Below are 24,107 nucleotides of genomic sequence, written 5' to 3'. Positions count from 1 at the left end.
CCAGGCTGTTTTGCCGCACAGCGGCGGTTCTCACGGCCATACTGGGGCGACCCTGTCCGCCGCCATTGCCCTCACCGTGTTCAGGCGCTGTTATCGCGGCGCTGTCCGGCGGTCCCGCCGCCGTTCCGCTGCCGTTCTGCTGCCGCTCCCAAAGGATCTCATCAGAAGATAAACCGGTCCACATCCTTGACCAGAATATAGGCCATAAACGCAAACAGGATCATCATGCCCGCGAAATGGATCTTGCCCTCGGTCTCATCGCTGACCGCCTTGCCCGTAAACAGCCGGATGATGAGAAATAACAGCCGTCCTCCGTCCAGAGCCGGAAACGGAAGCATGTTCACGATCGCTAAATTAAGGCTTAATAATGCCGTTAAGTTTGCCAGATTGATCAATCCCAGCTTGGCCTGATCACCGATCATGGACACGATGCCCACGGGTCCGACCAGATCGTCCATAGATCCCCTTCCCGTAAAGAGCTGCCCCAGATAATCCAACATCTGACCGCCCATGGCAAAGGTGCTGGAAACGCCTGTGGTCAGCGCCACTCCCGGCGACTTCCTGATCTCCGACGTCACACCGATGACACGCCGGCCGGAATCGTTCACCGTCACGCCGCTCTCAATAGTCATCTTCTGACCGCTGCGCAGGATCTCCAGTGAAACCGTGGCCCCCTCGCTGCCTCCCACCGCACTGATAACGTCGCTGAAGCTGCTGACCTTCTCCCCGTCCACGGAGAGGATCTTGTCTCCCGGCAGAACGCCTGCTTCCGCGGCGGGAGAACCGCCCTCCACAGCAGCGACGCCGTTTGTGGCCACGCCGATAGCCATGGCGATACAGGTGATGATCAGAATGGCCGTCACCAGATTCATGAAGGATCCGGCTACTACCACCAGCGCTCTGGCCCAGATGGGGCGGTTATTGAACGCGCGGGGGTCCGCCGAGTCCTCGTCTTCACCTTCCATGCGGCAGAAGCCGCCGATGGGCAGCGCCCGCAGCGAGTATTCCGTGTCCCCTCTGGTAAATTGAAACAGCAGCGGTCCCATGCCCAGCGAAAATTCGTTGACCCGGACCCCCACCGACTTGGCCACTGCAAAATGGCCTAATTCGTGGACCAGTATCAGCAGACAAAAGATGATGACTGCAAAAATAATTGTTGTTAATCCCATACTCTCTTCCCTCGATTTCTCTGTTATTTACGCAGCCTGTCAGACTGCGCTTTCCCTGCAATCAGCGCGCAGATCCCCCTGAGACAGCGCGTCTTGTTTCTTCGTCTATTTCCAGAATGCCCTCCAGAGTCAGTTCCCCCACAGGCTTGTGCGCCTGCAGCGCCCGCTCCACTCCTTCCTGGATATCCAAAAACGAGATCTTCCCCTTTAAAAAATCGTCTACCAGCACCTCGTTGGCCGCGTTCAGCACCACCGGACAGCTTCCACCCGCTAGAACGGCCTCGTAAGCCATAGCCAGACAGCGAAACGTCTTCATGTCCGCCGGCTCGAAGGTCAGCGCCCCTACCTGGAAAAAGTCGACGCCCGGTATATCGTTTGTCAGCCTCTCCGGATACGAAAAAGCGTAGGCGATAGGGATCCTCATATCCGGCGCTCCCAGCTGCGCCATCACGGAATGGTCCGCGAATTCCACCATGGAATGAACGATGCTCTGCGGGTGAACGTGGACCTGAATATTTTTCGCGTCAATGTCGAAGAGCCACTTGGCCTCGATGACCTCCAGACCTTTGTTCATCAGCGTAGCGGAATCGATGGTGATCTTGCGGCCCATAACCCAGTTGGGATGCTTCAGCGCCTGGCTGAGCGTCACGTTCTCCAGCTGACTCCGGGTCCAGCCCCGAAAAGGTCCGCCGGAGGCGGTGAGCAGAATTCGTTCCACCGGATTTTGTTCATTTCCCTGTACGCACTGGAATATGGCGCTGTGCTCGCTGTCCACGGGAAGCAGTCTGACGCCGGCTTTCCTCACCGCGGAGAGGATCACCTGCCCCCCCGCCACCAGAGTCTCCTTGTTGGCCAGGGCGATATCCTTCCCCGCCTTTATAGCATGATATGTGGGTGTAAGCCCCATCATGCCCATCAGCGCGTTGAGCACCAGCTCGCTGTCGCTCTCCGCGGCGGCCTGAATGAGCCCTTCCATTCCCCAGGAGAATTCCACGCCGGGAAATTCCGCGGACAGCCGTTCCGCATCCTCCCTGCGCGCCGTCACCGCCAGCCTGGGAGAAAAACGCGCCAGCTGCCGCCGGAACAATTCAATGTTCCGCCCGCAGGTAAGCGCCGTGATCCGAAACCGTTCTCTGTTTTGCTCCGCCACATCCAGCGCCTGCGTGCCGATGGATCCCGTGGAGCCGAGAACTGCTATGTTCTTCATTTTAAATTACCTCTTTTCGCTACCGCATCAGCACCAGCGCGATATAATAATATACCAGGGGCGCCGTGAACAGCACGCTGTCAAACCGGTCCAGGATCCCTCCGTGACCCGGTATCAGATTTCCGTAATCCTTGATGCCCATCTTTCTTTTGAAGATAGAGGCGGTCAGATCTCCGAACTGAGAGACCACGCCGCCCAGCACGCCGATGACCATGCAGTGGATCAGGAGCTGCGGGACCACAAACCATCCGAACACACCGCAGAGGATCACGCTGCCCAGCACGCCCCCCACAGAGCCCTCGACGGTCTTCTTGGGACTGATCTTCGGACAGAGCTTATGCTTTCCGAAAAAGTAACCGGAGAAATACGCCATGATGTCAGTGCCGAAAGCGGTGAGAAACACCAGCCACACCAGCAGGTGATAGTCGTTCTGACCCGTGCGTAATTCGTCGATCAGCACCACGTGATAAGAGAAAAAGATCACGTAAAAAATTCCCGTCACCGTGGCCAGGCCGTCCTCCAGACTGCGTTCCTCGATCCGGAACAGATAGAGCAGACTGAACAGCACGCTCAGGAAAAACCAGAGCATGGTCAGCGTCTCCCTGCTGCCGTAAAATACGCCGCCGTAGCCTGACAGCAGGTGCAGCGCGTACAGCGCGGCCAGCATGGCGTATCCCGCCGTGTGGCTGGGATGCACCTTCAGGCTCTCAAACCCCCTGTAAAATTCTCCGATCCCCAGCAGTCCCACCAGAAAGCAGGCAGCCGTCAGCAGATAACCTCCGAAATACACCACCGCCAGCAGCGGCAGCATGATGAGTCCGGAAATAATGCGTGTCTTCATTATACTCCTCCGTAGCGCCGTTTCCGGCCCTGATATACCGCCAGAGTCCTCTCATATTCCTCCGGCGTGAAGTCCGGCCAGAGCACATCGGTGAACACCAGTTCACTGTAAGCGCTCTGCCAGAGCAGATAGTTGCTCAGACGCTCTTCGCCGCTGGTGCGGATGATCACATCCGGATCCGGCATACCCGCCGTATAGAGATATTTCCCAAGTATTTCCCCGGTAATATCCTCGGGAGCCATGGCGCCGGCCGCCACTTCGCCGGCGATCTTCCTCACGCTGCGCAGGATCTCATCCCTGCCGCCGTAATTCAGAGCGATATTGAAGTGGAGCCCCGTATTGTTTTTTGTTTTTTCCAGAGAATATTCCAGACTGTCCACCGCGTCTTTCGGCAATTTCCGGTAATCGCCCAGAATATGTACCTTGACGTTGTTGGCGTGCAGTTCTTCCAGCTCCTTCTGCATATAAATGATCAGCAGCTTGAAGATCCCTTTCACCTCGTCCTCCGGCCTTTTCCAGTTCTCTGTAGAAAAGGCGTAGACCGTGAGGTATTTCACTCCCAGGACCGACGAGCGCTTTACGATCTCCTTCAGCGCCATCATGCCGGCGTTATGTCCCGCCACTCTGGGCAGTCCGCGCTTTTTTGCCCACCTGCCGTTCCCGTCCATGACGATGGCCACATGCGCGGGAATGCTTTCTTTATCCAATATTGTATCTTTGATCATAAAATTTATCCTATCGCAGGCGCATTGCGCCGCGTCCTCTTCTCATCAAAAGCAGGCCGGGCTGCGCCCGGCCTGCCTGTCTACCGATAAGCGTCCGGTACTCTGCATACCGTCAGAATCCAGCCTTCGGCTTCCTCTTCCTGCCTGATCACTCGATCGTAACCTTCCACGGGATCTCCCCGGTCCGGCTTTGTGATCCGAACGGAGACATTCTGTCCCTTCTCTTTCATCCGGGCAATGGCATCGGAAAGATCCATTCCCAGCACATCGGGAAACTCTCTCAAATACGCTCTCCTATATTTCCAGCAATTCTTTCTCTTTTTCAGTCACGATAACGTCGATATCCTTCATGCACTTGTCCGTGAGCTTCTGGACCTGATCCAGCTCATCCTTCAGATCGTCCTCCGTGATCTCTCCGGCTTTTTCCGCCTTCTTCAGATGATCGTTGGCGTCGCGGCGCTGGTTTCTCACCGCCACTTTGGCGTCCTCGCCCATTTTTTTGATGACTTTGGTCAGCTCTTTTCTTCTCTCCTCCGTCACCTGGGGGATCACCAGACGGATATTCTTTCCGTCGTTGCTGGGATTGATCCCGATGTTCGACATATTGATGGCCTTTTCCACGTCGTGCACCACCTTGGGATCAAAGGGCGCGATCAGCAGTGTTCTGGGATCCGGCACGGAAATATTGGCCAGATTTTTCAGCGGTGTGGGCGAACCGTAATAATCCACCACGATCTGATCCAGCAGCGCCGCGTTGGCTCTCCCAGCACGGACGGTATTCAGCTCTTCTTTAAGGATAGAAATGGTTTTGCTCATTTTGTCTTTCAGGACTTCTTGGGTAGTACTCATTTTCATAACCTCCTGCATGATGATGTAATAAAATTCCAAGTTTTCCCACGCCAGCTTCCGGCAGCGGACACTCGTCTACTCGATGATCGTACCTATTTTTTCCCCATATACGGCTTTTAACACATTGTCAGGCGACGAAAGTCCGAATACGTGGATGGGAATGTGATTGTCCATGCACAGGGACGCCGCCGTGGAATCCATGACGCCCAGTTCTTTTTCCAGCAGATCCTTGTGAGTCAGCCGGTCGAACCGTTTGGCCCGGGGATTTTTCTCCGGATCGGAATCGTAGACCGCGTCCACCTTTTTGGCCAGAAGGATGACGTCCGCCTCGATCTCCGCCGCCCGCAGCGCCGCCGTCGTGTCTGTGGAGAAGAAGGGATTTCCCGTGCCCGCCCCGAAGATCACCACGATGTTTTTCTCCAGATGGCGCATGGCTCTTCTTCTGATATACGGCTCAGCCACCTCCCGCATCTCGATGGCCGTCTGCACTCTGGTGGGTACGCCCACGGTCTCGAAGGCGGACTGCAGCGCCAGAGAATTGATGACGGTGGCCAGCATGCCCATATAATCTGCCGTGGCCCGGTCCATGCTCTTGCTGGTCCTGCCCCGCCAGAAGTTTCCGCCGCCCACGACGACAGCCACCTGGACCCCCAGCTCTGTCAGGCTCTTTACCTGCAGCGCCACCTGATTCAGCATATCGTCGTCAAGGCCTACCTTTTTCTCTCCTGCCAGCGCTTCCCCGCTGATCTTTAACAAAACTCGTTTATATTTCGGCTCCATTTTCTTTTGTACCTCTCCGTCTCAAATAATAGGACGTCATCCGCGCACAGAATCCATAGAATAACCGCTCTGCGGTTATTCTATCATGACTGGCTGCAGGCCATCATGATAGAATCCGTGCATGGCGTCCGCCGCGCACAGAATCTATATAATAACCGCCCTGCGGTTATTATATCATATTTTATTTTCGTGTTCACCCATTTTCAGCAGGTTTTTCCCTGTTTTGTGGATCCCTTCCCGGGGGAGCCGCCAGGATCGCGCGGAGGATCGCCAGATGCAGCGCGATCATCTCCCTGGGCTCCTCCGATGAGACACGGCAGATGTTTTCGATCTTTTTCAGCCGGTACATCAGTGTATTTCTGTGGATGAAAAGCATCTCGGAGGCCTTTGTATATTTGAAGCCGCTCTCACACCAGCAGCGGATGGTGCGGATCAGCTCCGCCGCGTCGGGCTGGCGAAAGATCCGGCACAGATGGCGTTTCTGATACCAGTCCATGCAGTTGTCCCGGCTGTCTGCCATCACCGTCTCGATAAAAAAGTCCTGCATGCAGAATATCCACTGATCCTGCAGCATTTTGCTGTCGGCCTTTTTCAGCCGCGCCGCCGTGGACAGCACCAGCCAGGCGCTGCGGCAGCTGTCCCACCAGCCAGGCGCTGCGGCAGCTGTCCCGCAGTTCCGCCAGCCGCCCGGCGACGGCGCCCACGCCGCACATGATCTCTATGCCGTCCTCCAGAAAGAGCTCCCTCAGCCGCAGGCATTTCTCCTTTACCCTGGCCAGCGCGTTTTCCTCTTCCGCGCTGCTGCCAAAGGCATATAGGATCAGGATCTTGTCCCCCGCAGTGGACGCGCACAGATCGTTCACATCGGAAAAGATCTGATCTATCCTGCGCAGCAGATTTCCGTTCTTCAGCCGGCGGACCAGATCCGCGCTCTCCTCTCCGTTCTCCCGTACTTCCGAAGTCTGGGGAAGATTGAGCAGGTCCACCGCCACGGGTATGTGGGCATACCTCAGATCCACTCCGATCTCAAAGCCTTTTCTCAGCAGGATCTCCTGATTCATGGACGTGGGCTCCAGGTTTACGATATTGCGTACCAGTTCCTGGTGAGCGTAATCGGCGGAGATCCGCGTCATCTGGTTCATCGCTTCCTTCATAACGATCTCCGAAAGGCTCTGGACCAGCTGGGCGTATCGCTTCACCTCGTCTTTCACTCCCACGATCCCCACGGCGCCGATCACCTCGCCGCTGAGAAGCAGCGGAAAGCAGTGGCCGGGCTTGGTGTTTTCCATATGCTCAATATATCCTGGCTTGTGAAGCAGCGGCTTTCCCGTACGGATCACCTCCACCGAACCCTGATTGAAACGTCCCAGCCGCGACAGGTCGCTGGCTCCCACGATTATGGAATCCCGGTCGAAGATCGCCACCTCACAGTCGATCGCCCTGCTCACCGACTCGGCCAGCTCCTGTGCAATTTGCTTCAGCATGATCCGACACTCTCCTTTCACGCCGCCGTTGGAGGCTGCGGCCAACGCCGCCGGCCATTACTCAGGCGGTTTTATTTTACCGCGCGCGAAAAGCTTCCCGTCCGCCCAGGTCTTACGACCATTCTAGCAGATATCGGGAAGCTTGTCACAGCATTGTCAGTTTATCGTTTTCAAAGCCCGCATCACAGGGCCGCCTGTTCCAACTCGTATTTTTTCAGAGCGGAATCTTTTTCCTCGGCGTTCATCCGGTAGACGCCGACGCCTGTCACTGCCAGGAGCAGTGCGATGACCGGCGTCACGTAACAGGTCACGCACCAGGGCGCGTAACCGCCGGAGCCGAAGATGGACACCCCCAGAGCGCCCGCGTAAAATGCTCCGGAGCTCCCCCAGGGCACCAGCGGCGCCACGATGGTACCGATGTCCTCGATGGTGCGGGACAGCGCTTTCAGGCCCATGCCGCTTTCAAGAAAAGAGCGCTTGAACATTTCCGGCACCATGATCGCGCCGGTGTAGGAGTTGCCCGAAAACACCAGCAGAAGCAGCTCCGTAAACAGCGTCGCCGCCATAACGGCTCCCCTGCTTTTGACCCTCTCCGCCAGCGGCCGGATGGCCGTCTCCAGAAAACCGGCCTTGCTGATGATCGCGGCGTAAGCGTACCCGCAGTAGATGATGATGACCACGCCCACCATGGACTTCATGCCGCCGCGGTTCATGAGGGTGGCGATGGAAGCCGGCGCCGCCGCCGGATCGAAGCCGTCTGCAGTGACCATGGAAATGTCGAATCCGTTGAGAGCCGCCAGCACTCCGTTCTGTACGGAAAATCCCTGATACGCCATGCCGATGATGATGGCGGCCAGGCTGCCCAGCAGCATGGTGGGAACCGGAGGTTTCTTCATGATCGCTCCGCCCAGAATAAACAGGAAGGGTACCAGCAGCAGCGGACTCCAGCGAAACATCTGCTCCAGTGTATCCGTGAGTTCCAGCGCTTCCGGGGGCAGCTCCGTGGCCGTGATCGTCAGGCTGTTTCCAGCCAGGAAAAAGACGACGAAGGCCACGGCCGTGGCCGGGAGCGTGGTCCACATCATCGCTTTGATGTGATCGTACAGATTGATCCCCACGCAGGCAGGCGCCAGATTGGTGGTCTCCGAAAGGGGAGACAGCTTGTCGCCGAAGGTGGCGCCGCAGCCGTGACGGACAGCGGCACGTCCAGCCCCGCCGCCACGCCCATGAACGCCACGCCGGCTGTGCCGGCGGAGCCCCACGAAGTCCCCGTCACTGTGGAAAACACCATACAAGTAAAAAATGCGGCGATGATGACGTACTGGGGATCCACGATCTTGATCCCGTAGTATATGAGCATGGGAATAGATCCGGAGAACATCAGCGTAGATATAACGATGCCGATCACCCAGATGATCAGGATGGCGGGCGTCGCCCGCATAATTCTGTGACAGATCGCCGTCTCCATATCCTCCCAGGTATAGCCCAGTCTCCAGGCCAGAAAACCTGCAGCGGCAGCAGAGGCAATCATCAGCAGTTCGACCCTCAGTTTAAAGAGCATGAATCCGACGAAGATGAAGAGGACCATGACCAGCAGGGAGGCGATGGACTCTCCGTATGTGGGTTTTCTTCTTTCCATATGTGATCTCCTTCTCCCGGCGCCCGCCGGACGGTGCGGGAACCGCATTACAGCAATATATTTTCTGATTCCATCAGGGGCAGGATCGTTCCGATCCCCTGCTTTTCCGCTCTCTCAAATACTTCTTTCGCCAGGATGACGTCCGATATGGCCATTCCCTCGTTGATGGCCAGAATGATATCCTCCGCCCTCTCCCTTCCGGGCTCCTGGCCGATGACGATCTTGCCCAGCGTGCTGTGCGCCTCAGGCAGACCGTCCGGGAACGCCCCCTGGGCCTGATAAGACTTGGTCAGCTCCCAGTCATCCGTGATGTAACGGTCCGTGTTCAGGATCGCCTTTCCGTCCCAGGCCCGGCTGGCCTCCAGGCCGATGCCCAGCATTCCTTTTTTCAGCCATTCTCTCATGACGATGGGCTTATCCAGACGCTGGGTCGCCGTCACCAGAATATCTGCCTGACGCACCGCCGTCTCCGCGTCCTCCGCGATCACGATCTCCGCGTCGATCTTATCCTTCATGTCTGCGATGAAGCTTTGCACCGCTTCCTCTCTCACGTCGCAGATATTGATGCGCCTGATCTCCGGCGCCACGATCTTCAGCATGAGAGCGTGCATCCTGCCCTGGATCCCCGTTCCGATGATAGACAGGGTCTCCGCCTTCTCCGGCTTGCAGTACTTCGCCGTCACCGCGCTGACGGCTGCCGTTCTGACGCCTGTGATCCACCGGCAGTCCATCACCGCCAGGGGCATCCCCGTCTCCTCACTGTTGTAGATGATCAGACCTGCGATCTGCGGCAGATCGTGTTTATAGTTCTCCGGATAACCGCTCACCCATTTCATGCCGCAGACATCTTTATCAACGATATAGGCCGGCATGGCGTGCAGAAAGGTATTCTTTCTCGTGTGGACGCCGGGCTTGGGCGGACATTCCACCATGTCTCTGCCCTTGGACGCCATAGCCGATTCGATCAGCTCGATGACTCTCTCATAAGGCACGTGGGTCTTAATGACCTCTTCCTGCGATAAATAACGAAATGTGACCTTTTTCATGACAAACCTCCTGATTGTGATCCCGTCTTAGATTCCAGCTCCGTGCACATCCGCGCCTCCGCCGGCAGAGACACCTTTTGTCGACACTGTCAGGATATCAAATTATCCGAACATTCACATTATTACTTTCGCACAAAAAAAAGCAGCTGTTGCAGCTGCTTTTCAGACATTTTTAACAGAGGACCTCAGGGGCCTCATTTTCGTCCCCGGGACAACTCAGCTCTCACGCCTTCCGGCCTGAGCCGCTTTGATCATGATCGCGCATTCCATTCTCTTGCGGAAAAGCTGGCAGCCGTACTCGTACGTGCCCCGGACAGAGCCTGTGGCGTGGTACGCGTTGGCAGCGCAGCCCCCGCTGCAGTAAAGCCTGGCCCAGCAATCTTTACAGTCTGGCCGGGCGTCGACGCTGCAGGACTGGAATTCTTCCACCAGTTTCTGATCGGTGACGCCGTCCCACACATTTCCCATGCTGTATTTGGGATCGCCCACAAACTGATGACAGGGGTACAGCTCGCCCCAGGGCGTCACAGCCAGATATTCCGTGCCGGAGCCGCAGCCGGACATCCTCTTGTAGATACACGGGCCCCCTTCCAGATCGATCATATAGTGATAGAAGGTAAAGCCCTTTCCCTCCTCCTCCCTGCGCAGCATCTCCTTCGCCAGGATCTCATACTGGTCAAACAGTACGGGGAGGTCCTCCGGTCTCAGCGCATACGGGTCCTCCGGCGCGCAGACCACCGGCTCCATGGAGAGCTCCGTAAAGCCCAGATCCGCCATGTGGAAAATGTCCTCTGTAAAATCCGTGTTGCCGCGGGTGAAGGTCCCTCTCACGTAGTAATCCCTGTCCCCCCTGCGGCGGACGAATTCCTGAAATTTAGGCACGATCAGATCGTAGCTTCCGCCGCCGTTCACCGTGCGCCGCAGCCGGTCGTGGACCTCTCTGCGGCCGTCCAGGCTCAGCACCACGTTGTGCATCTCCCTGTTGCAGAAATCGATCACCTCATCGTCCACCAGCACGCCGTTGGTGGTCAGCGTAAAGCGGAACTTCTTGTTGCAGGATTCCTCCCGGGAGCGGGCGTAAGCAACCAGCCGCTTCACCACGTCCCAGTTCATCAGTGGCTCTCCACCGAAGAAATCCACTTCCAGATTGACCCGGCTTCCCGAGTGGGAGATCAGGAAATCCAACGCCTGCTTTCCCACCTCGAAGCTCATGAGAGCCCGGTCCCCGTGATATTTTCCCTGACTGGCGAAACAGTAATCGCAGCTGAGATTGCAGGTGTGGGCCACGTGCAGGCACAGCGCTTTCACCACTGTATTCTGCCGTTTAAACTCTTCGGCCCGGGGCATGTAATCATCTTCTGCGTATAACTTTCCACACCGTTTCAGCTCCTCCGCGTCCTCCAGACATTCCTCCAGCTCCTGACGCGTCACATCGGGTCTGTCGCCGTATTTTTCCAAAAGCTTTTCGATCACCTGAGAAGCCGGAGTATTTTCATACATTCGGATCAGATCGTAGGCCACCTCGTCCACCACGTGGACAGAACCGCTGTTCACATCTAAAATAATATTGTATCCGTTCAGCTGATACGCGTGAATCATTGTTTTCCTCCGTTATCTATGCACCGCCTTCCGGCGTTTTCCAATCTCTTCTGCGTCCGCGCCGCCAAGACGCGCCGCCGTATCTCCCCGTCGTACCGCGGACAGAAAAACGCCGCTTAACCGCGATACGCGGCCAGGCGGCTGTCTTCCCGTTTCCGGTTGTTCTAGTTCTTGCTGCGCTTCTCGCACTGCTGATTTGCAACACCGCAGGAGGTCTTGCAGGCAGACTGGCAGGAAGTCTGGCATTCGCCGCAGCCGCCGTTTCTGACGCTGCCGGCCAGATCACGGGTATTCAGAGTCTGAATTCTCTTCATGTCGACTTGCTCCTTTTCCTTAAATTCCGTCCCTTGAACAGACATATTTATTCTACAACAGGCGCGTGGGGTTGTCAATATGGGCGAAATTTCGAAAATCTCAAATCCACGCATCAGGCGCCGGATCAGATCAAAGCATCAGCGGATGCCCTGTGGTGGTATAATAGCTCAGCGACCTGTCGGCGTGACGCACACAGACCATACCGTCGGCAAAACAGACGTACGGCGCGTCGGGTATGCGGCACAGCTCTGTCCCCCGGTCGTCCATAACGATAGCCCACATGTCCTCATCTGCAGCCAGCCCGCTGTCGCCGCCCGCGCCGGACGAGCTTTTCTGCGGCCTGATATAACTGCTGAAGGCCAGCGTATTTCCGCCGTCTCCGCAGGCGCCGGTCCCCAAGGCCATATCGTCGCTGCTGAGCTTCCTGCCGCCGGCGTCAAAGAGTCCGCATACCAACGGATCGGTAAAATCGCTCCACATACCGCCGTCCGCTGTGGTTTTGTTCATGCAGAGGACATATCTGCCGAAAAGGATCTCCGAATAATTGTTTGGATCAAATCCTTTTGGCGTCATACATACGCCCTGACCATTGTAAAGATAACGCAGCCCGTCCTTATTTGCCATGAACGTTCCGTCCTGCATGCGGGCGATCTGAACGGGCGTTCCGCTAAAGCCTGTGAACGGAATGATCTCCTGTCCCTCGAAAGTATAGAGCGCTCCGCCGTTATAGGAGCCTGTCACCACATATTTTCCGAAGGCGGCGCCTTTGTCCAGGCCGACCTCGGCCGTCATCCCCTTCACCGCCTCCCAGTCGATCCCGCAGTTTTCACTGAGGATCCTGCCCTGAGTGTCGATCAGCACCGGCGTATCCTCGCCCTTCCTCCACGCGCAGAGGACTCCTTCCGCAGGCCGGCCCAGATACTCATACTGCGGGCTTACCGTAACGCTGCCATTCTCATCAAAGAGACCGCACAAGCCCGTGGTCTCGTCTGTAAACACCCAGGCTTCCGGATGTTTTTCGTCCGTCCATTCCACCTGTACGGATTCCAGCAACACCTTTCCCTCCGGCAGAGAGATCAGCCCATCCGCTCCATCCCCGCCCACCCAGGCCAGCTTGTCAGATAAAACGCTCAGCATGGCAAACGTTCCATCCCACCTGTTATCTCTGGCGATCTGCGTTCCGTCTTCGCTGATCAGCGAGTAATTCTCGAAATAAGTCTCTGTCACCTGATTTTCCATCGCATAAGCAGGCTTTACGGTTCCCCAGCTTTTCACCACCGCATGTCCGCCAAGCATCTGCATATCGTCGATCCACCGATACATGTTCTCGCCGGTCTGGGGATTTGCCTCGCCTTCACAGGGAAATTCAATGGGCAATTGTCTGGCCCCATCCAGACTTTCGTAACGATAGACGTCCTTCGCCGTGTCCACTGTCAGCACTGTTTTTCCCGCCGCTTTATTTTCCTGCCCATTGCCCTCCGACCATTTCTTCAGCTTCAGCATCGTCACCACTGACTGCTCCACCGTGTACGTCTCGTTAGGCCCGAACCGGTCCGACGACACGCCGTTCATGATATCTGCATTGTAGCAGAAAGCCACCGCATCCCTGGCCCAGGGATAAAAATAGGATCGCTCCGTTCCGTCCGACGTATAGCCTGCTGTCTGGTTTCTGTCCGCCCACACTCTGGGCGTCAGCTGCAGACGTTTGGCCGCGGGGATCGCTTCCGTATTGGTCATCTGATACAGCATGACGGCGGCTTCCTGCCTGGAGATGGATCTGTCCGGGCTGAAATACGTTCCGCTCTGATCCTGCCGCGTACCGTGGACCACCCCGGTCACCGCCGCCTTTTTCACCGCTTCGCTGTCCGTGTCCGCAAATCGGACTGTCTCCCAGCCTGTAAAATCCTGATTTCTTATGGCAAGCAGCCTCACGGCCAGCGTACAGAATTCTTCTCTCGTGATCGGCGAGCTCCATTTCCCCTCAAGGGCCTGTGGGACCAGTCCCGCTTCTCTGGCCTGAGCGATATAGGCTGAAGCCCAGTCCGAAGGAGACTCCGCCCCTGCCTGGGGCTGCGCTGCAGATCCCACGGCCGGAACCGCCTGCAGGACAAGCACCATAACCAAAAGAATGCAACAGATCCGTCTCATTTTTTATTCCCCCTTCATCTCGTCTAATAAAAAACGGCGCTTTCTGCCGTGACCGGCCGGCGGCCGGTCACGATGGGATCCGCCCATGGGGCCGCCGCCCACAGGATCCATATAACAACTTCATGGTATACTCCGCGCATGGCGTCTGCCGCGCACAGAACCTACATAATAACTGCTCTGCGGTTATTATATCACATCGCCGGAGCGGTTTTTTCCCATATTGACAAAAGCAAAAAAGAATAGACAACGGTTTTTTTTGTGTATAATATTTGTATCGCGAAAGAGTCAGAAAATGAATAGGAAAAGGAGAGACATATGATGGAATCCGACAAAGTAAAAAACACCGTACCCGCAAAAAAAAGGATCGCCCTGGTGGCCCACGACCACCGCAAGGACGAACTCATCGAATGGTGCCAGAAAAACAGGACTGTTCTGGAGGAACACCAGCTCTGCGGCACCGGGACCACCGCCGCACTGATCGCCAGAGCCACGGGCCTTCCGGTGACCGCATACAAAAGCGGTCCTCTGGGCGGCGATCAGCAGATAGGAGCCAGGATCGCGGAAGGCGGCATCGACATGCTCATCTTCTTCTGGGACCCCCTGGAAGCCCAGCCCCACGACCCCGATGTAAAAGCGCTGCTGCGGATCGCTGTAGTCTACGATATTCCGGCGGCCAACAACCAGTCCACGGCCAACTTTCTGCTCACCTCCCCCCTGCTGAAGGAGGAGTATGTCAGAGAGCTGCCAGACTACGGCAGCCTTTTGGCAGAACGCGCAGACCGATTGGCTTCGAAAACAGAAAGTTGATCAGACCTGATAATACAATTTACCTTCTTCCAGAATGCTCAGCTTTCCCTGCTGGCATTCCAGTATATTGACGGCACAGTTTCTCTGGGGTATCCCCTCCCAGAACTCCGCCAGAGGACGATGTTCGATGCAATTCAGGAAGCAGCGGATGAACGCTCCGTGAGCAGTGATAAGGATCCGTGTCCATTTTTCTTCATTGGGCACCAGCACCTGACGGATAAAACTTCTGCTCCTCGCCTCCACGTCGGAGAAAGCTTCGCCGTCCGCAGGCACATACAGCTCCGGCTTCTTTAAAAAGGTATAGAGAACGGAGTTCTCATCAGCGGCGCAGCGGGAGATCTCCGAGCCCTCGCTGCTTCCGAAATCCATTTCCTGCAGACGGCGGTCCGCGATGACCGGTATTCCCCTGCTCCCCGCCACGATCTGCGCAGTCTCCGCAGCGCGGATCAGCGGGCTTGTATAGGCAAGATCGAAATAGGTATCGCTGAGACCTTCCGCCGTCATTTTCGCCAGCTGCCTTCCGTATTCATTCAGCGGTATGTCCGCGCTGCCCTGGATCTTCCCCGCCTTGTTCCAATCCGTTTCCCCGTGACGCATCAGATAGATTTCCATTGTTTCTATTTCTCCTAACTATGTATTCCGCCGTACCATATCGGTCAGTGGCGCTTCATCTTTTATGCTGCAGAACCAGTGAGCTCTTCACGCCGGACGTCCCATTTAAACTGTCAAAGCGGGATCCTGCCGCGCCGAGATCGGAAGTCCAGCTATTGTGAGGAATCACTCCGGAGGATATGTTTTATTTCTTTCTTTCCAGGCGCCGCACTTTGACAAAGCGTCCCTCAACTGACTGATAGAGATCGGTTTTGCCAGATGTCCGTTCATCCCCGCCAGACGGGCCCGTTTGGCGTCCTCTGTGAACGCGTCCGCCGTCATGGCTATGATAGGCAGTTCGTCGATCCGCTCCATGCCGGAGCCGCGGATTTCTCTGGTGGCTTCGTAACCGTTCAGAATCGGCATCTGAACATCCATGAACACGATATCATAGTAAAGCGGCGGATGGGCGCGGACAGCGTCCACAGCCTGCCGCCCGTCCTCGGCGATCTCGATCTCCGCCCCCAGGATCTGAAGCATTTCCACCGCGATCTGGCGGTTGAGCTCGTTATCCTCCACCAGAAGAACGCGAAGACCGACCAGGGAGGGCCCCGGCCCCGCATCCGCATCCTGCCCCGCGGATGGGTGAGCGTCGCATTTGTTCAGACAGAGGGTGACGACAAACCTGGACCCTTTTCCGTACTCACTCTCCACCTGAATATCACCGCCCATCATCGTCACGAGATTTTTTACGATGGTCATTCCCAGCCCCGTTCCCGCCACCTTGCTGATCCGGCTGTCGTCCGCCCTGCTGAAGGGCTCGAAGATGTGCCCCAGATATGCGGGCTCCATGCCGATCCCCGTGTCCTCAACGGCAAAGCGATAAGTGCCCACGCGCGCCTCTTCTTCTTTTTTGAGCTCCTCCAGAGTGAAGGTGATCCTTCCCTCCTCTTCCGTATATTTCGATGCGTTTTCCAGTATATTGACCAGGACCTGCTGCAGCCTCCCCGCGTCGCCATGTACCTGAGCGTGAAGTCCTTCATCGATCCGCACAGTCAGCTCCTGCCTCCTGTTTTCCATCGAGATCCGGACGATCTCCACCGTATCGCGGACCAGATCGAGAAGGCTGAATTCCATCTCCGCCAGCTGAGCCGTGCCGCTTTCGATCTTGCTGACGTCCAGCACTTCATTGATCAATCCCAGAAGATGCGAACCAGAGGCCTTGATTTTTTTCAGATAATCTCCCAGCTTTTCCTCTTCGCCGATATGAAGCTGCGCCAGCTCCGTCATTCCAATGATAGCGTTCATGGGCGTGCGGATGTCGTGGCTCATCTTTGAGAGAAAGTCGCTCTTGGCGCTGCTGGCCTTCTCCGCCTTCTGCAGGGCTTCTTCAAGGAGCTGCTTGGCCTGACGCTCCTTTTCCAGCGCCTCCGCCTGCATCCGGCGTTCTTCATCAATATTGCGCGAAAGGGTGAGCTCGATCATATCGTCCGTGTAAGGGCTTTCGACCCGCACTACCTGGGTGAAATTCCAATGATAGACCCCGTCCTCTCCCACGTGGGGCACCTCCATGGAAACGATGCACCCTCCATTGGAATAGAGATCCATCAGGGATCTCCGGGAAAATTTCCGCATAAATTCCTGCCTGTAGTCCGGGTGGACGGCGGCGCACTCAAATTCCAGCAGTTCTTCAAAACAGCCCGACTCCGGGGGCTTTTTAACGGGATAGCGCTCGTATTCAAGCATGCGGTAGGTGTTCTGCGTCAGATTGACCGCGATGAGCATCTGATACGCGATCCGGGCCGCCGTGGCCAGCTGGCTGATCTCCACATTGCGCTCCTGCTCCAGCGCGTATTCCTCCTGCATATCACGGTATACCAAAACGCACCAGCAATCTTTCTCTCCCGACAGCTGGACGCGGGCTGCGGTAAACTCCACCATGTGATAAGCGCCGTCGCCGCGCAGCCGTCGCAGACGTCTGGAGATCTGTTTTTTCCCCTCATGGAACTGCTGAAGCATGGCCTCCCGGGAAAAGGTCGCGTTGAAGAGCTCCAGATCGTCCGGGTGCACAGCCCGCTCCGCGTATTTCCGGTTTTCGGCTCCAAAATTTCCACGCTCCGGTATATCGGACCACAGCGCGTCCTTCTGACAATTGACATAATAATCAGCGGTCAGATTGGCGATGATACATTCATCGAATACCGTCACTAGACTCTGGGCGTACATTCGTTGGATCTTTTGCAGTCCCTGCTCTTCCTCAAAGCTCAGCCGATGGGGAGACGCCGTCACCACAACGGCCTTAACGCAGCCGTCCCACAGGATCCGGTCAGCGGTGACGTCCACCGTGGTCTTCAGCAGCGGATCATAGCAGACAATGTGACCGGAGCCCTTGTCCCCCATAGCGCAGAGCGGGCAGTTGGCGCACACCTCAGGCCAGACCTCATGACATATGGCCCCGATTACGGCGTTCCCCCGTCCCGTACTGCGGCAGCGCTCATTCATATAAAGAAGACGGTGAGTTTCTTCCTCGATAACATATATGCTGATCTCACTCAGCGCGTCCAGCAAATTGACCAGGTTTTCATCAGACATGGATCATACTCCTTAACAGCGGCATTTACTTCAGAAGACAGGCGACTGCCGCCCTATTTATTATAACTCAGTCCCCTGATTTTTCAAATAACTATTATTCCTTTCACAAGAGCGCCGCTTGGCTTCAAAACAAAAGCTGGCGGATCATCTTTCGCCAGCTTTTGCTTTTATGCATTTATGATTTGCCGTTCCTCCATGCTGATCTTTGCGTATCCGGCTTCTATCTTTTTCTTTGCGTTTTCAAGCCACTGTTCTTCTTCCCGCACGCTCTCCTCCGATTCCCTGATCATCTTTTCCACAGAATCTTTCTGCGGGCCGCCGTAAGTGATGATGCCCAACATTCTTTCTCTTACAATTCCCGCATCAGGTGAAAGGTCTGCATCAGATTCAATGCGCCGTAGCCCCATTTCTCGTTGGGATAATTCATGGCCGCGCTCTTTACACAGCCTCTGATCAGATAGGCGCGGATCTGATAGGTGCTCAGCGCCATATCGTTTCCATCTACCACGCCCCACTGCATCAGAAGCGCGCATGCGCCGGCCGCAATGGCGGCGGCGCCGCTGGTTCCGCTCATGGCTCCAAAACCGTAAGGAAAATATCCGCCGATGTTCATCCCCGGCGCCACCAGATCAGGCAGCATGGCGTTCTCCCGGGAAGGCCCCCAGGAGGATTGGATATACAGGCTCTGATTGAGGCTGTTATACGCGCCGCAGCTGATGACGCCTGCAGCCGTGGACGGGATGGTCACGGTACAGTAAGGCGACGCGGACAGGAATTCCACATCGGGCGATACGAAACCGAACATGGGCAGCCAGGCGTGATACTGGCCGTTCAGCAGAATATCGCCGTGTACGGTGATGGTCCAGATGCCTGGAGTCGCATCCAATATGCGGATCACTGTCAGCTGACCGCCGCTTCCCTCCAAAGGGAAGTGATACTCCACGTTCACCCGGGTATTCTCCAGGATCAGCTTTACCTCGGTGCCGGGGCCTGTCTTGGCTGGAACGCGTCCCACCAGCTCTCCCGAAGGGGAACGGATGGACACGGACAACCGGTCGGCTACCGTATTCCACAGAGAAACGCAGATATTTCCCGCGCGCTCCCCCACTCTCAGGTCGATATTCCGCGCCCCGCCTTCCGTCGTGATCTTTCCCTCCGTGTGATGGCGCTCCTGGCTTTCATTCCCTGCGGCTACACACACGCATACTCCCTTTCGATTGGATATGCCGCTCAGATATTCTTCAAATATACTGAATCCGTCGTGACTGCCGAAATTGGTTCCCAGACCAATGCAGATGACCACCGGCCGCCCCAGCTCCCGGGCCTTTCTCAGAATGTACTCGATTCCGATCATCACCGCGCTGGATTCAAATACGTTTTCCTGTTCCGGCGGAACGCAATATTTTTCCCGATAAAAGGGCCCGGCCTTTTTCAGTTTGACAGCTATGATCTCCGCATCCGGCGCGGCCCCGACAAAATCTCCGTTCTCCCGCCCAGCCGCAACGGAGGCCAAAAATGTGCCGTGTCCCGCCTGATCGCGCTGCGGTACGATGGTGTAGGGATCCTCTTTTCCCAGCGCTTCATTGATCTGCTCATTGGTGTATTCCCGTCCAAAATAAAAATCTTCCGGCGGATCTCCCTCCGCAGTCTGATCATAGATCGAGCAGATCTTGCTGCTGCCATCCTCGTAGCGAAAGACTTCCTGAGTATAATCGATCCCCGTGTCCACAAAACCCAGGAGCACGCCTCCCCCCTTCAGATCCAGATAGGGCTGGTTGTGGACCGGAATAATGCCGGCGGCGTCCAGCGGCGGCCGGTCCAGGATCCCAAGAAGAACAGGAGCGTTGCTGATGAATCCCGTGCCCAGCGACGCTGTCATCTGACTGTAATGAGCTTTGTCGATATAGCCCACCGCGTATCTCCCTGAGAGTGTCTGGGTGAAAAGAATATTCGGATATTCTTTGACAAAATCTTCGAGGTAGTCAGGATCCCTGGCAATAAAGTCGATGGTATCCGGGGACTGTATAAAGGACCGGATCTCTTCTGAAGGCGTCATATCAGCTCCTCCTGTAATTCATCAGATCGTCCAGCGCGGCGCACAAGTTGAGCTTGCCATATCCCCAAAGTGGGTTGGGATAGGCCAGATAGGAGTTCCGTCCCGCGTTTTTGCACAAGAAAGCCTTGATCCGCTGACCGTAAAGAAACGGATCGTTCCCCCTGACCACGCCCCACTCCATCAGAAGCGCCGCCGCGCCGGTGACAAAGGGCGCCGCCATGCTGGTGCCGGTAAACACATCGTAACCGCCGCCGGATCTGGCCGAATAGATGTTCTCTGCGGGCGCCGTCAGATCCAGCTGCGGCACGCCGCTCTCAAAGACGGATCCTCCTCTTCCGGAAAAGGGGCATACGGCGTCCGTATCGGGGCGGTAACCGCCCACCGATATGGGCGTGACTGCGGACGCGGGCAGCGTCATGGTCATATCGATGCACGGGAGTAGAAACGACGTCCGCTCCGTCACTTCTTCTATGGTTGGCAGCCAGATATCAAAACGCCCGTCTACCACCTGATCGCCGTAGCAGGATAGCGTCCACAGTCCCTCCATATGTCCCCCCGCCTCTTCCAAAGTGATGTAGATCTCCTGCGCCGTGGTGTAGTGGCTGGGTTCGTCGTATTCCACCGTAATGTTCACTCCGCCTAGCGAGATCTCAGCCCGCCGGTTTGCCGGTATTATCCTGCCGGTGGACTGACCGCCGGGCAGAAACAGCTCATAGGCGGTAATATCCGCGAAATTTTTCCACAAGGTCAGATACAGATCGTTTCTGTGATAAGCTACCGTAAACTCCGCATTCACCGTACCGCCAGAGGTGAGTCTGCCGCTGAAATGGTGGCCACCGAATCCTTCATTGCCCGCCGCGCACACGATCACTGTCTTCCAGCAGCGCGACATTTCGTCTATAAACGTCTCAAACAGAGACTGGCCCCGGTGAGAACCGTTGTTGGATCCATAACTCAGATTGATGACGCAGGGCATGCCCAGCTGCTGCGCCCTGTGGATAACATATTTGATCCCCCGCATCATATCGGTGGTCCGGGAATCCGCATCGCCCAGCTTGACCGCCACGATGGAAGCCTGAGGCGCAGCGCCGCTCCTTCCCACCGCGACCCCCGCCACCGCTGTGCCGTGGCCCACGCTGTCCCGGCTTTCCGCAGCGCCGGCGTCAATGTCGCTTCCCTGAAACTCCGCGCCTTTATAAAATCCCGGGGGCGGCGTTCCGTCAGCCGTCATATCCCACAGGGATAGTATTCTTGTGCTCCCGTCCGGATTTCGAAATTCGGGGTGAGACAGATCGATCCCGGAGTCGATGATCCCAACAGCCACGCCGGCGCCGGTGAGGTGGTATCCGTTTTCCTGATGGACCGGCGTGATACAGGAAACGTCCATCCCCCGATCCTCAGACAGCAGCAGTTTTTTCGCCGGTTCCAGATACTCGATCTCCCTGAAAGACAGCAGCTCCTCAGCCTCGCCGGCGCTCAATTCCGCAATGGCGTAACTGCTGCTCAGGATCTCGATCTGAACGCTCATAAATCGGATGTCTCCGTGATACTTTACAATATACTCCATCGCTCTCCTCCAAAAATCTATCATATCGAGCTGGATTTCCATTATAAATAGTATGAGTAAAGGGGGAGATTATGAATATGAATGATAACGAGAAAGGCCGGCTGCAGGTGTCCGTCTGCAGTGAAAGAAACAGTATGCCGGTAGCCGGCGCCACGGTCCGGATCACAGATCCGGCCGACGGATCTGTGTTGGAGGTGCTTCAGACCGATGATTCCGGCCAGACGGCCGAGATAGAACTGCCCGCTCCGCCGCCGGATCTTTCCCGTGGCAGAAACGCCGCAAGACCCTATGCGTCTTATAACGTGACGGTCAGCGCCGGTCAGTGGGAAACACTGAACTTTGCAGGCGTACAAATTCTGCCTGACTGCCTGGCCATACAGAACGCCGCTGTGCGGCCTGCGGTACCCGACGGCTTTAACGTCCGCAACATCCTCATCGATCCTCATGTTTTGTGGAGCGATTATCCGCCGAAGATCCCTGAGGATGAGGTCAAACCGCTGCCCGGCCCCGGCGGCTTTATCGTGCTGCCTGAACCGGTCGTACCGGAATATATGATCGTCCACCTGGGCACTCCCCAGGACGATTCGGCCAGCGACGTCTGGGTGCCGTTCAAGGATTACATAAAAAATGTAGCCAGCTGTGAGATCTATTCCACCTGGCCTGTGGAGACCATCAAAGCAAATGTCCTTGCGATCCTCTCCTTCACGCTGAACCGCGTCTATACGGAGTGGTACCGGGGAAAAGGAAAGAATTTTACTATCACCAATTCAACCGCATACGACCAGGCCTACAGCCATGGAAGAAATATTTTTGAAGAGATCTCCACGGTAACAGACGAGCTGTTCACCACCTACATCACCAGAGAAACCATACGTCAGCCGCTGTTCACTCAATACTGCGACGGCCGTCGCGTCCAGTGCGGCGGACTTTCCCAATGGGGCTCTCAGGCTCTCGGAGAACAGGGCATGGACGCTGTGAGCATACTGCGCACCTATTACGGTTCGGATATCTATCTGGCCCAGGCTGAAAAAGTAGAAGGCGTTCCCCGCTCTTACAGCGGCGTCGTGCTGCAGCCCGGCAGCCGCGGGGAAGACGTCCGGACGATCCAGCAGCAGCTCAACAAGATCTCCGACAACTATCCGGCCATACCAAAACAGCGTGTGGACGGCGTATACGGCGATACCACGCTGCAGGCCGTCAAAGAATTTCAGAAAATCTTTTACCTGCCCCAGTCGGGAACGGTGGATTTTGCCACCTGGTATGAGATCTCCAACGTCTATGTAGCGGTCAGCCAAATGGCCTAGTCTCAGCGTACGCTATTGAGAAAAGCCGTCAAGCAGATCTCGCAGCATATGGTAAAGATAGTCCACGTCCAGCGGCTTGGAGACAAAGCCGCTCATGCCTGCATCCATGGCGGCGTCCGGGCGCTCCAGAGCCCGGATGGCGCGGACGGCTTCCAGTCCATTCATCTCAGGCATCTGAATGTCCATGAGAATTACCTGGAACGCGCCCGGCCGGATCTCGGAGAACGCCCTGAGCACCCGGGGCTCTTGCTTCGCGGCCCCCGCGACGGAGACCTGCAGGGCGGCCAGAAGTACCGCCAGAAGGACCGCTGTTTCCTTTCCACAGCCGACCGCTCCCTTTGATCTTATATCAGTAATCTGCGTTTTCCTCCGTCTTCTGGAGATCCAGCCCTGTGGTATCTCGAATCGTGGCCATGGGTTTCGTCAGGTAATCAGTGTGATCTTCCTCCTGTACCGGACGTTCCAGATATCCATACGGGTCAGTAAATTCCACGTTGCTTCCATCGATGGAACAGAGACGTCCGTCCGTGGATCTTCCGATCGCCAGAGCCACAACGCCGCCGTTTCCGGAACTCTCCGGTTCAGTGTCTTTCCCCATCATTCCTATAATGTCGCCCCGGGTGATCTGCCTGCCAGCCTGAAGATCGGGAATACTGGTAAGATTTCCATAGCGCGCCTGCATATATATACCGTTATACCGAAAATTTACATACATCCATTATAATACATCTCCCGACTTCCGTAACGCATATGATAAACCGCTGCGCCCTTCGCACTCTGTCCATTTATATAGCCTTCAAAGTCTTTTTCGCTGCTTCCATCCTTCGGAATACTGATATTCGCTTCATTATACAAATAATTCGTTCTCGCGCTGGCCAGTCTGGCGCTGGCTCCCACTTCCTTCGCTGCGGGCACCACAGGGGAATAGATTCCGTGCTGGCCTATATACAGATCCCGATAGACCGCCGTCTTATCCACGATCATCCTGCTGTTCTCAATCCGGGCGTTGCCGTTGGCAATGCTGTATTTAATTGTTTTTTCCAACAACTTGACCGTAGCAGTACCTGTCACCGCGTCGTAAGTAAGGTACTTTTTCTCCTCCAGGTTCTCATTGGTGGCACCGTTGTCCAGCTGCTTGGCCACGTCCAGAACCACTTTCCGCAGATAGCCTTCTCCCCGCTTCAAATCCTTGTTGCCGCGGTACCGTCTGTCCTTCTCCACTTCCGAATTACCCCCGAAAGCGGGGGAAGCTTCCGCCGCTCTGGACGAGCTGTACTGCAATCCGTTCGTGTCCCGTATGGTCGCCATGGGCTTTGATTTTTTCATGTTTTTCTCCCGGCGTTTCGCCGTTTCTTCGGAAATGAAACAATACGCACATCTACCTTTTG

Annotated in this window: 25 protein-coding genes; 2 read left to right on the top strand and 23 right to left on the bottom strand. The window is 56.1% G+C overall.

Annotated features, from left to right (window positions below; translation table 11 throughout):
* Window positions 1-161: 161 nt before the first annotated feature.
* The 15 genes from rseP to E0E37_RS13900 all read right to left on the bottom strand — a co-directional run bounded on the left by rseP (window position 162) and on the right by E0E37_RS13900 (window position 13,802).
* Entirely contained in the window at window positions 162-1,169 is a 1,008-nt protein-coding gene (gene rseP / locus E0E37_RS13965) for an RIP metalloprotease RseP (protein WP_130863614.1), read from the bottom strand.
* Between the two features lie 61 nt (window positions 1,170-1,230).
* Entirely contained in the window at window positions 1,231-2,376 is a 1,146-nt protein-coding gene (locus E0E37_RS13960; protein ID WP_130863613.1) for a 1-deoxy-D-xylulose-5-phosphate reductoisomerase, read from the bottom strand.
* A gap of 19 nt (window positions 2,377-2,395) precedes the next feature.
* Window positions 2,396-3,217: a phosphatidate cytidylyltransferase gene (locus E0E37_RS13955; RefSeq protein WP_130863612.1), complete on the bottom strand. Its 822-nt coding sequence runs from the start codon at window positions 3,215-3,217 to the stop codon at window positions 2,396-2,398.
* The gene (locus E0E37_RS13950) at window positions 3,217-3,942 is read right to left on the bottom strand and encodes an isoprenyl transferase (protein ID WP_130863611.1); all 726 of its coding nucleotides are present in this window, start codon (window positions 3,940-3,942) and stop codon (window positions 3,217-3,219) included. The genes E0E37_RS13955 and E0E37_RS13950 overlap by 1 nt, the downstream gene beginning before the upstream one ends.
* An 80-nt stretch (window positions 3,943-4,022) precedes the next feature.
* A complete protein-coding gene (locus tag E0E37_RS13945) occupies window positions 4,023-4,226 on the bottom strand; it encodes a PASTA domain-containing protein (RefSeq protein WP_130863610.1) in 204 nt (67 codons plus the stop codon).
* 10 nt (window positions 4,227-4,236) lie between these two features.
* The gene (frr, locus tag E0E37_RS13940; RefSeq protein WP_334295423.1) at window positions 4,237-4,797 is read right to left on the bottom strand and encodes a ribosome recycling factor; all 561 of its coding nucleotides are present in this window, start codon (window positions 4,795-4,797) and stop codon (window positions 4,237-4,239) included.
* Between the two features lie 69 nt (window positions 4,798-4,866).
* The gene (gene pyrH, locus E0E37_RS13935; RefSeq protein ID WP_130863608.1) at window positions 4,867-5,571 is read right to left on the bottom strand and encodes a UMP kinase; all 705 of its coding nucleotides are present in this window, start codon (window positions 5,569-5,571) and stop codon (window positions 4,867-4,869) included.
* Between the two features lie 193 nt (window positions 5,572-5,764).
* On the bottom strand, window positions 5,765-5,947 hold the full coding sequence (locus E0E37_RS18925; protein ID WP_246019738.1) for a helix-turn-helix domain-containing protein: 183 nt from the start codon (window positions 5,945-5,947) through the stop codon (window positions 5,765-5,767).
* A 31-nt stretch (window positions 5,948-5,978) separates the two neighbouring features.
* Window positions 5,979-7,055, bottom strand: a complete 1,077-nt coding sequence (locus E0E37_RS13925) for a sugar diacid recognition domain-containing protein (protein WP_130863606.1) — start codon at window positions 7,053-7,055, stop codon at window positions 5,979-5,981.
* Between the two features lie 182 nt (window positions 7,056-7,237).
* Window positions 7,238-8,188, bottom strand: coding sequence for a Na+/H+ antiporter NhaC family protein (locus E0E37_RS13920; protein ID WP_246019787.1), 951 nt, complete (start codon window positions 8,186-8,188; stop codon window positions 7,238-7,240).
* Window positions 8,137-8,694, bottom strand: coding sequence for a Na+/H+ antiporter NhaC family protein (locus tag E0E37_RS18920; RefSeq protein WP_246019737.1), 558 nt, complete (start codon window positions 8,692-8,694; stop codon window positions 8,137-8,139). The genes E0E37_RS13920 and E0E37_RS18920 overlap by 52 nt, the downstream gene beginning before the upstream one ends.
* Before the next feature lie 47 nt (window positions 8,695-8,741).
* Window positions 8,742-9,740, bottom strand: coding sequence for an ornithine cyclodeaminase family protein (locus E0E37_RS13915; RefSeq protein ID WP_130863604.1), 999 nt, complete (start codon window positions 9,738-9,740; stop codon window positions 8,742-8,744).
* A gap of 216 nt (window positions 9,741-9,956) precedes the next feature.
* Window positions 9,957-11,339: a thioether cross-link-forming SCIFF peptide maturase gene (gene scfB, locus E0E37_RS13910; RefSeq protein ID WP_130863603.1), complete on the bottom strand. Its 1,383-nt coding sequence runs from the start codon at window positions 11,337-11,339 to the stop codon at window positions 9,957-9,959.
* 164 nt (window positions 11,340-11,503) lie between these two features.
* Complete coding sequence (gene scfA, locus E0E37_RS13905; protein ID WP_130863602.1) at window positions 11,504-11,653, bottom strand: six-cysteine ranthipeptide SCIFF; 150 nt, start codon at window positions 11,651-11,653, stop codon at window positions 11,504-11,506.
* A gap of 130 nt (window positions 11,654-11,783) precedes the next feature.
* Window positions 11,784-13,802: an S-layer homology domain-containing protein gene (locus E0E37_RS13900; protein ID WP_130863601.1), complete on the bottom strand. Its 2,019-nt coding sequence runs from the start codon at window positions 13,800-13,802 to the stop codon at window positions 11,784-11,786.
* A 315-nt stretch (window positions 13,803-14,117) separates the two neighbouring features.
* Between E0E37_RS13900 and E0E37_RS13895 the strand changes: the two genes are divergently transcribed.
* Window positions 14,118-14,609: a methylglyoxal synthase gene (locus E0E37_RS13895; protein ID WP_130863600.1), complete on the top strand. Its 492-nt coding sequence runs from the start codon at window positions 14,118-14,120 to the stop codon at window positions 14,607-14,609.
* On the opposite strand, the gene E0E37_RS13890 is transcribed toward E0E37_RS13895, so the two are convergent.
* The 5 genes from E0E37_RS13890 to E0E37_RS13875 all read right to left on the bottom strand — a co-directional run bounded on the left by E0E37_RS13890 (window position 14,610) and on the right by E0E37_RS13875 (window position 21,415).
* Window positions 14,610-15,221: a histidine phosphatase family protein gene (locus E0E37_RS13890; RefSeq protein ID WP_130863599.1), complete on the bottom strand. Its 612-nt coding sequence runs from the start codon at window positions 15,219-15,221 to the stop codon at window positions 14,610-14,612.
* A 165-nt stretch (window positions 15,222-15,386) separates the two neighbouring features.
* The gene (locus E0E37_RS13885; protein WP_130863598.1) at window positions 15,387-17,792 is read right to left on the bottom strand and encodes an ATP-binding protein; all 2,406 of its coding nucleotides are present in this window, start codon (window positions 17,790-17,792) and stop codon (window positions 15,387-15,389) included.
* Window positions 17,793-17,959: 167 nt separating this feature from the next.
* On the bottom strand, window positions 17,960-18,133 hold the full coding sequence (locus E0E37_RS18590) for a hypothetical protein (protein WP_165445366.1): 174 nt from the start codon (window positions 18,131-18,133) through the stop codon (window positions 17,960-17,962).
* 8 nt (window positions 18,134-18,141) lie between these two features.
* Window positions 18,142-19,848: a S8 family peptidase gene (locus E0E37_RS13880; protein WP_130863597.1), complete on the bottom strand. Its 1,707-nt coding sequence runs from the start codon at window positions 19,846-19,848 to the stop codon at window positions 18,142-18,144.
* A gap of 1 nt (window position 19,849) precedes the next feature.
* Window positions 19,850-21,415 carry a S8 family serine peptidase gene (locus tag E0E37_RS13875; protein ID WP_165445365.1) on the bottom strand — a complete coding sequence of 522 codons (1,566 nt, stop codon included), beginning with the start codon at window positions 21,413-21,415 and terminating at the stop codon, window positions 19,850-19,852.
* 71 nt (window positions 21,416-21,486) lie between these two features.
* Between E0E37_RS13875 and E0E37_RS13870 the strand changes: the two genes are divergently transcribed.
* The gene (locus E0E37_RS13870; protein ID WP_130863595.1) at window positions 21,487-22,719 is read left to right on the top strand and encodes a peptidoglycan-binding protein; all 1,233 of its coding nucleotides are present in this window, start codon (window positions 21,487-21,489) and stop codon (window positions 22,717-22,719) included.
* A 12-nt stretch (window positions 22,720-22,731) separates the two neighbouring features.
* Here E0E37_RS13870 and E0E37_RS18745 read toward each other — a convergent pair whose 3' ends face one another.
* The 3 genes from E0E37_RS18745 to E0E37_RS13855 form a co-directional block, all read right to left on the bottom strand.
* A complete protein-coding gene (locus E0E37_RS18745) occupies window positions 22,732-23,007 on the bottom strand; it encodes a response regulator (RefSeq protein WP_281275538.1) in 276 nt (91 codons plus the stop codon).
* Window positions 23,008-23,068: 61 nt separating this feature from the next.
* Window positions 23,069-23,434 (bottom strand): Rossmann-fold NAD(P)-binding domain-containing protein, encoded by a 366-nt coding sequence (locus E0E37_RS13860; RefSeq protein ID WP_130863593.1) that lies wholly within the window; start codon window positions 23,432-23,434, stop codon window positions 23,069-23,071.
* Entirely contained in the window at window positions 23,425-24,045 is a 621-nt protein-coding gene (locus E0E37_RS13855; protein WP_130863592.1) for a hypothetical protein, read from the bottom strand. The genes E0E37_RS13860 and E0E37_RS13855 overlap by 10 nt, the downstream gene beginning before the upstream one ends.
* Between the last annotated feature and the right edge of the window lie 62 nt (window positions 24,046-24,107).

This window comes from Bacilliculturomica massiliensis (assembly GCF_900605495.1).
GTDB lineage: Bacteria > Bacillota > Clostridia > Peptostreptococcales > Anaerovoracaceae > Bacilliculturomica > Bacilliculturomica massiliensis.
This window is presented reverse-complemented; position numbering and strand designations above follow the sequence as displayed.